Annotated in this window: 9 protein-coding genes; 6 read left to right on the top strand and 3 right to left on the bottom strand. The window is 71.5% G+C overall.

All coding sequences use genetic code 11. The annotated features are described in order from the left end of the window. Window positions 1-143 precede the first annotated feature (143 nt). Complete coding sequence (gene ychF / locus F8271_RS29410; RefSeq protein WP_151493086.1) at window positions 144-1,229, bottom strand: redox-regulated ATPase YchF; 1,086 nt, start codon at window positions 1,227-1,229, stop codon at window positions 144-146. A 161-nt stretch (window positions 1,230-1,390) separates the two neighbouring features. Between ychF and F8271_RS29405 the strand changes: the two genes are divergently transcribed. From F8271_RS29405 to F8271_RS29380, 6 genes are read left to right on the top strand one after another with little or no spacing between them, the layout of a single operon-like run. Further along, window positions 1,391-1,804 (top strand): YbaB/EbfC family nucleoid-associated protein, encoded by a 414-nt coding sequence (locus tag F8271_RS29405; protein WP_192580512.1) that lies wholly within the window; start codon window positions 1,391-1,393, stop codon window positions 1,802-1,804. 4 nt (window positions 1,805-1,808) lie between these two features. Continuing rightward, window positions 1,809-2,126, top strand: coding sequence for a hypothetical protein (locus F8271_RS29400; RefSeq protein ID WP_151493084.1), 318 nt, complete (start codon window positions 1,809-1,811; stop codon window positions 2,124-2,126). A 10-nt stretch (window positions 2,127-2,136) separates the two neighbouring features. Beyond that, window positions 2,137-2,628, top strand: a complete 492-nt coding sequence (locus tag F8271_RS29395; RefSeq protein ID WP_151493083.1) for a hypothetical protein — start codon at window positions 2,137-2,139, stop codon at window positions 2,626-2,628. Further along, window positions 2,625-3,305 (top strand): exonuclease, encoded by a 681-nt coding sequence (locus F8271_RS29390; RefSeq protein ID WP_225854848.1) that lies wholly within the window; start codon window positions 2,625-2,627, stop codon window positions 3,303-3,305. Before F8271_RS29395 ends, F8271_RS29390 begins: the two co-directional genes overlap by 4 nt. Then, window positions 3,302-3,856 carry a nucleotidyltransferase domain-containing protein gene (locus tag F8271_RS29385; RefSeq protein ID WP_151493082.1) on the top strand — a complete coding sequence of 185 codons (555 nt, stop codon included), beginning with the start codon at window positions 3,302-3,304 and terminating at the stop codon, window positions 3,854-3,856. The genes F8271_RS29390 and F8271_RS29385 overlap by 4 nt, the downstream gene beginning before the upstream one ends. A gap of 29 nt (window positions 3,857-3,885) precedes the next feature. Next, a complete protein-coding gene (locus tag F8271_RS29380) occupies window positions 3,886-4,233 on the top strand; it encodes a hypothetical protein (protein ID WP_151493081.1) in 348 nt (115 codons plus the stop codon). Between the two features lie 7 nt (window positions 4,234-4,240). Here F8271_RS29380 and F8271_RS29375 read toward each other — a convergent pair whose 3' ends face one another. Next, entirely contained in the window at window positions 4,241-4,975 is a 735-nt protein-coding gene (locus F8271_RS29375) for a peptidase E (protein ID WP_151493080.1), read from the bottom strand. Window positions 4,976-5,077: 102 nt separating this feature from the next. Next, window positions 5,078-5,572, bottom strand: coding sequence for a hypothetical protein (locus F8271_RS29370; protein WP_151493079.1), 495 nt, complete (start codon window positions 5,570-5,572; stop codon window positions 5,078-5,080). Window positions 5,573-5,725 lie beyond the last annotated feature (153 nt).

Raw genomic sequence — 5,725 nt, 5'->3', positions numbered from 1 at the left:
ATTCGGAGTCGACCACGACGAACCCCATCACGATCCACCCGAACACCGGCGGACCGCAACCACCAACCAGCACCGAATCTTCGCGCACCATGCTGCGCCTCGAAGACGGCGCCGTGTTGCTGACCTGCGAGAACAGGCCGGATTCAGACGTTGAAGCGGAACTCCACCACGTCGCCGTCCTGCATGACGTACTCCTTGCCCTCGATGCGGACCTTGCCCGCCGCCTTGGCCGCCGCCATCGAACCGTGCTCGACCAGGTCGCCGTAGGAGACCACCTCGGCCTTGATGAAACCGCGCTGGAAGTCGCTGTGGATGACCCCCGCGGCCTCCGGCGCGGTGGCGCCGACCGGGACGGTCCAGGCGCGTGCCTCCTTGGGGCCGGCCGTGAGGTACGTCTGGAGCCCGAGGGTGCGGAAGCCGACGCGGACGAGCTGGTTGAGGCCGGGCTCGTTCTGCCCGATCGACTCCAGCAGCTCGCGGGCCTCCTCCTCGGGCAGGTCCACCAACTCGGATTCGATCTTGGCGTCCATGAAGACGGCCTCGGCGGGGGCGACCAGGGCACGCAACTCGTCGAGGAACGTCTCGTTGGCGAGTTCGGCCTCGTCGACGTTGAAGACGTACAGGAAGGGCTTGGTGGTGAGCAGGTGCAGCTCGCGCAGGTGCTCCAGCTCGATCTTGGCGGCGGCGGCCCCGGAGTACAGGGTGGTGCCGCCGTCGAGCACCTCGATGGCCGCCTTCGCGGCGGCGACCGCGGCGGAGCGGTCCTTGCGGAGCTTGGCCTCCTTCTCCAACCGGGGCAGCGCCTTGTCCAGGGTCTGCAGGTCAGCGAGGATCAGCTCGGTGTTGATCGTCTCGATGTCGTCGGCCGGGGAGACCTTGCCGTCGACGTGCACGACGTTCGGGTCGGAGAAGGCCCGGACGACCTGGCAGATCGCCGAGGCGTCGCGGATGTTGGCGAGGAAGGCGTTGCCCCGTCCCTGCCCCTTCGACGCGCCGCGGACCAGGCCGGCGATGTCGACGAACGACACCGGGGCGGGCAGCACCTTCTGCGACGAGAAGATCTCGGCCAGCTTGCCCAGCCGCTCGTCGGGCAGCCCGACCACGCCGACGTTGGGCTCGATGGTGGCGAACGGGTAGTTCGCCGCCAGCACGTCGTTCTTGGTCAACGCGTTGAACAGCGTGCTCTTGCCGACGTTGGGCAGGCCGACGATGCCGATGGTGAGACTCACGACGGGCCAGCTTACGCCGGTGCCGGGCGGACCGGTCCAGGCGGCTCCGATTCCGGCGGCCCGGACGTCGGCCCTGGTCGCGCCTCGGTGGGTCCCGGCGCTGGAATCCCGTTGCTACCCTCTCGATGTCGCGTGCGGCGTTAGGGGGCGTTGTGGATCAGGTGACGGAATTCGACCGGCTGTTCCAGCAGACGCGACAGGCACTGGCGTCGATGCGCTCGACCGGGCAGGTTCCCGACGACCTGGACGTCCAGCCGGCGCGGGGCACCGGCTCCGCAGCGGGCGGCCAGGTCGAGGTGGTGGCGGTCGGCCAACGCGTCGAGTCGGTGACGGTGGACCCGCGCGCCCTGCGGATGGGCGCCGAGATGCTCGGCGAGCAGATCACCATGGCGGTCAACGCCGCGCTGGACGACCTGCGCCTTGCGGCCGGCGAGGCGGCGGACGCGCCCGCGGTCGACCCGGTGGCCCTGGGCCAGCAGCTCGACGAGTTGCAGAACGAGTCGGTACGCAGCATGGCCGCGATGACCGACGCGCTCACCGACGCGGTGCGGCGCATCCAGCAGGCAGCGAGGTGACGACATGCGCGACGACCTGCAGGTGCATCCACCCGCGCTGCGGCAGGGCGGCGGCCACCTGACGACGGTGGCCGAGCAGCTCGCCGCACAGTGGGAGGCGCTGCGCGCGCGGACGGCCTCGATGGGCGACATCTTCGGCGACGACGACGTGGGCGGTCTGATCGGCATGTCGTACCAGGTGGCCGAGGAGATCGCCGCGGAGTGCCTCGGGTCGGTCGTCGACGGGCTGCGGGGCTTCGGCGACGGGTTGGGCCTGATGGCCGACCAGTACGACCTGGTCGAGCAGGACAACGACGCCCAGTTCACGACGAAGAGCTGGTAAGGCGGGGTCGATGGGCATCATGCTGCCCGGCGAACTCGCCGGCCTGCTCAACGAGTTGGGCTACACCTGGCCCAAGTCGGACGAGACGAAGATGTTCGAGCTCGGCCAGATGTGGATGGAGATGGCCGACTCGCTGAACAACGCGGCGGCGGAGGGTACGGCGGCCGCGCAGCGGGTGCTGGCCGGCAATCAGGGCGACGCGTTGACCGCGTTCCAGGAGCGCTGGGAGGCTGACGGCTCGGCGATGTCGGTGCTGCGCGACGGTGGCACCGGTGCGCAGATGGTGGCCGCGACGCTCTTCGTGTGCGCGCTCATCGTCCTCGCCCTGAAGATCAACGTGATCGTTCAGCTGATCATCCTGCTGGTGCAGATCATCCAGGCGCTCGCGACGGCGGCGCCGACATTCGGGGCCTCACTGCTGGAGATCCCGGTCTTCAAGAAGCTCACCGACATCGTCCTCAACATGTTGATCGACCAGGCCATCGGGGTGGTGCTGGGATGACCTCACCCCTGCCCGAGCTGTACATCGGCGTCGACGTCGAGGCGGACGGGCCGATTCCCGGGCCGTACAGCATGATCTCGCTGGGCATGGCCGTGGCCGGTCGCCCGGACCTGACGTTCTACACCGAGCTACGCCCCATCTCCGACGAGTTCGTCCCGGCCGCGCTGGCCGTGTCGGGTCTGGACCGGGACCACCTGCTCCGCGAGGCACCCACCGCCCAGGAGGCGATGTCCGCCGCGGCGGCCTGGGTCAACGGGCTGCGCCGGATCGGCCGGCCGGTCTTCCTCGCCGCACCCGCGGTGTGGGACGGCATGTTCGTGCACTGGTACTTCGTGCGCTTCGTCGGCCACAGCCCGTTCGGTGCCACCGGCTCCGGCGTCGACCTGCGCAGCTACTGGATGGGGCTGACCGGCAGCGAGTGGGTCCAGACCCGCAAGGGCAAGATCAAGCACGAGCTGGGTCTGCACGACGTGCCGCACACGCACCACGCCGGCGAGGACGCCGCCGAACTGGCGCAGGTCTTCGACGCGGTGCTACGCCGTCGGCAGGCGGGCAAAGGCGCGGTGTCGCCCCACGAGCAGGCGGCCGAGGGCGCGGGCGCGGTGTCGCCCCACGAGCAGGCGGACGAGGGCGCGGGCGCGGTGTCGCCCCGCGAGCAGTCGGGCGAGCCGACGTGACCGGCCGTCGACGGGACCTGCCGGACGGCGCCACGACGGCCGCCCGGGGCATCGTGGCGCAGGCCGCCCGCAGCATGATGCGGCGGGCCGACGACGTGGCGGGCGAAGCGGGCGAAGCGGCAGCCACCCGCGCCGCCCGGCAGATCCCGCAGGGCTTCACCGAACGGCAGTGGACCCGGTTCGCCCGGGGTGCCCGGCAGACACAGCGGCAGGCCGGGCTGCCCGACGGGGACCTGGTCGCCCACGGCAGCCGCGTACGCGGCACCGCCCGCCCGGACTCCGACATCGACGTGGCGCTCATCGTCGACGACAAGACCTTCTTCGACCTGGCCGAACGGTCCCTGTCCCGGGCCCCGGACGGCACCCGGCTGCGCAAGACGATGCTGCGCCGGATCAACGAGAACGGTCAGCTCGCCAGCTTCGACCTGGGCACCGACTTCACCCATCTGCGGCGCGAGCTGATGGACACCCACGTGCCCCACAAGGTGCAGTTCTCGGTGCTGCGTCGGGGCGGCAAGTTCGACAACGGCCCGTTCCTCCCGCTCGATTGAGCGGTTCCGCATCTGGCAAGGTGGCAGACGTGCAGACGACGTTGCAGTTCCTCATCATGGTCGACGGTCCGCTGACGGCGGCGGAGCTGCTGGACCTGATCCGCACCCGGCTGCCCGACGCGGTGCCGTACCGACGGGACTCGGTGGACGTTCGCGGCAACCTGCTGGAGATCAACCCCAACGAGGACGCCGACCCGCGGCTCGCCGCCACCGACGAGGACGACTACCTCTACTTCCGGTGGCGGGTGGAGCTGACCCCGATGGACCGGACGGTCGACGAGGGGCACCAGATCGCCCTCGCCCGGGAGTTGCTGCGGGCGATCGAGGGGCCGCAGGTACGGGCGACCGTGTGTGCCGCGTTCGAGGACCGGGTCTGATCCGCTCTCAGCCGAGCAGGCGGGGAGCGATGACCGCCTCCCGCACACTGCCGTCCGCACCGCGACTCACCTCGTACGCCGAGACGCCCTCGCGGTCCGCGATGGCCTCGACCAGGCGGGTGCCCCGGTAGACCAGGCCGACGCCGTCGTCGGTGCAGTGGCTGGTCGGCAGCGTCCCGTCGCCGACCAGCTCGTGCATCAGCGGTCTGCGCTGGCCCTCGCTGTCGTAGTGCACCCCGTTGCCGTACGGCAGCCAGGCCAGCCCTCCGGTGAAGCCGCGCAGGCGGGGGCCGAAGCTGTCCGTGGCGCCGCCGACGTGCCAGCAGATCGACCCGGCCGAGACGCCGGCCAGCACGACGCCGGCCTGCCAGCACTCGTGCAGGATCTCGTCGAGCCCGTGCACCCGCCAGACCGCGACCAGGTTGGCCACGCTGCCGCCGCCGACCCAGATGACGTCCTGGGCGAGCAGGTGGGCGCGGACGTCCTCGACGTTCGGCATGGGGAACAGGGCGAGGTGCGACAGGCGGAAGCGGGTGTCGGCGAACGCGCCGTAGACGGCGGTCAGCGAGGTGGGCTGGTCGCCGACGGCCTGCCCGAGGTAGCACACCCGTGGCTGCGTACCGGCCTCGGCCAGCTCGGCCGCCAGCTCGAAGACCGGCCCGGGACGCAGGTCGGACGGGCCTCGGTCGCCCCGGAGGAAGCCCATGCTGGTGGCGAGGATGGTCGGGTCGCTCGCGGGCATCGGGCGCGTCCTTCCGTCGGGGCGGGGGCGGCGTCCATCCTGCCCCAGTCGGTCGCCGGGCGGTCAGCCGCGTGGCTCGGTCGGGTGGCTCAGTCGGGTGGCTCAGCCGGGTCGCCGCTGGCGGGGCACCACGACCTCGGGCGGCAGCTCGTCGAGCGGCCGCTCGGCCGGCGGCAGGTGGGCCGCCGCGGCGCGGGGCAGGGTGAACCGGTCCGCGGCGGCGGGGCCGGCGGAGACCGACTCGCGCAGCATCCACCGCACCTCGTCGGCCGTCCAGCCCAGCCCGGGTCGTGCGGCGATCTCCCGGATCAACCGCCGGCCGACCCGCGTGTCGTCGTCGTAGAAGCGCATGCACCGGTGATGCGTCCACATGCCGAGCGCCCGCAGACCCGCGTCGTCCAGCGAACGGGCCAGCCGGCCGCAGGCGGTCTCGGCGAAGGGACGCTCGGCGTCGCCCGCCCGGTCCCGTTCGATGGCGCCCACGGCGGCCGGCGCCACGGCTCGCATCCGGCGGTAGAAGGACTGCGCCACCGCGCGAGGCAGCGGCGGGAACGAGCCCTGTGTCGACGCCGCCGCCCAACCCGCCACGCTCGCCATCGCCGCACCCCTTCTTGAGTTGGTGGCCGGACGCTACCCGCCACGACCGACACTTCCGGGCGTAAACCCCCCACCAGGCCCTCTTTCCCCTGGCGATCAAGAGGTTCGCGTCACGGGCCACGGCGTGTCGTGACGCAAACCTCTTGATCATCG

Source organism: Micromonospora sp. ALFpr18c (assembly GCF_008868155.1).
Classification (GTDB): domain Bacteria; phylum Actinomycetota; class Actinomycetes; order Mycobacteriales; family Micromonosporaceae; genus Micromonospora.
The sequence above is the reverse complement of the archived record's forward strand: the minus strand, read 5'-3'. Positions and strand labels throughout refer to the sequence as shown.

Excerpts from the sequence above, each read along its gene's own strand:
- F8271_RS29400 (WP_151493084.1), top strand. The coding sequence starts at position 1,809 with ATGCGCGACGACCTGCAGGTGCATCCACCCGCGCTGCGGCAGGGCGGC.
- F8271_RS29395 (WP_151493083.1), top strand. The coding sequence starts at position 2,137 with ATGGGCATCATGCTGCCCGGCGAACTCGCCGGCCTGCTCAACGAGTTG.
- F8271_RS29390 (WP_225854848.1), top strand. The coding sequence starts at position 2,625 with ATGACCTCACCCCTGCCCGAGCTGTACATCGGCGTCGACGTCGAGGCG.
- F8271_RS29375 (WP_151493080.1), bottom strand. The coding sequence starts at position 4,975 with ATGCCCGCGAGCGACCCGACCATCCTCGCCACCAGCATGGGCTTCCTC.
- F8271_RS29370 (WP_151493079.1), bottom strand. The coding sequence starts at position 5,572 with ATGGCGAGCGTGGCGGGTTGGGCGGCGGCGTCGACACAGGGCTCGTTC.